The organism is Vibrio sp. Vb0888, from assembly GCF_033338835.1.
In the GTDB taxonomy this organism is placed as follows: Bacteria; Pseudomonadota; Gammaproteobacteria; order Enterobacterales; family Vibrionaceae; genus Vibrio; species Vibrio alginolyticus.
In genome coordinates, this window is sequence record NZ_JAWOTL010000149.1 from 1 (window position 1) to 1,335 (window position 1,335).

General features: G+C 33.3%; 1 protein-coding gene and 1 pseudogene. Both read left to right on the plus strand.

The genetic code is table 11. The features are described from left to right. The coding region (locus tag R7P72_RS24600; protein WP_318110913.1) for a DsbA family protein at window positions 1-226 on the plus strand (226 nt) is incomplete at its 5' end. Window positions 227-1,010: 784 nt separating this feature from the next. Further along, window positions 1,011-1,335: pseudogene (locus R7P72_RS24605) on the plus strand (peptidase M11); the annotation flags it as partial.

Genomic DNA, 1,335 nt, shown 5'->3' on the forward strand with positions numbered 1-1,335 from the left:
CTTGGAAGAGTTCAATAAGTGCATGAAAGATAAATCAATTGCTAACAAAGTTGAACAAGATTTGACGTTAGGAAAATCCTTGGGCATTCGTGGTACGCCAAGTTTCTTAATTGGTCGCGTCGAAAACGATCAACTTATAGAACCACAGATAGTAGTGGGCGCGCAGCGGTATGCAGTGTTTGAATCTCTATTAGAGCAGTTATCGAATAGTGATAAAGCAAAATAATATTTTTCATATTGAATAAAAGGCAACTAATGTTAGTTGCCTTTTATTTTATCTAAATTAACCAGTTTATTAATTTAGAGCTTGTCTTTATATATTGATATTAGGTGTCGATATTTATAGTTGTTCTGGTGAATTGAAACCACACACATAGATCTTCTTAAATCATCGATGCTTAATAATTGTTTTGTTTGTGTTAATTTTCGGTTATTTAAGATAAATTTCTTATTTTTCATGGGGTAACTTTGAGAATATATTAAAATGGAAAATTAATATTAAGCTGAACTCATATTGGGATTGGCATTTTACTTGTAATTTAAATCTTCTTATATATTCATGCTTTAAATAAGAATGTTTGATCTTGCGATAAAAATTAATTGTTTTTGGTTGAAATTTAATCACTGTGTTTGTAGGATTTTACCTTCAAAAACCAACCAGAGCTTAAAAAATAGGAAAGAGGGGTAAATTTATTGCATACAAATAAATAATTTATCTTGTGTTACTAATGCAAGTTTAACCTAAATAATAAATGACTATTTTAGAGTTTTGCTTTTTAATTTTTGTTAAAAGGCACGGCATCTTATTGACTAATTATTAGATGTCTTTGGGGTTCTAATTCTAGCATCTATTGCTTACCTTTAACGTTTATAGCTTTTAGAAATGAATGGCAATTCATACGTTTAGGCTAGTTATTTGCGCTCCCTAAGCGTCAAGCGATCGACATGATTGCGGACTTCTGCTGCGCAAAAATTAAGAACCAAAGATAAAAATACATAAGAAATTAAGTATGTTTAATACCCATTTTAATATTGTTACTTCCAATACATTTAAACTATCAACAACGGCTCTTATCGGCCTCTTATCTCTGACATTCAACGCGACGGCGCAGTCGCAAGACATCCCACATGGACATGTGATTCAACAAGAAAAACTGGTTTCACCTACTGCCAAGGGAAAACGCCAACAGGCTCAAGATAATACCAGCGCATTAAAGCAAGCGATGGCTGATTATCGCGGTGCATCGGCGAAAAACAAACATCACTATCTAGAGCAAATGATTTCTCTTGCTCACGGTCGTCAAGCATTGCTTTCCGAGCTGTTTCAGTCAGATC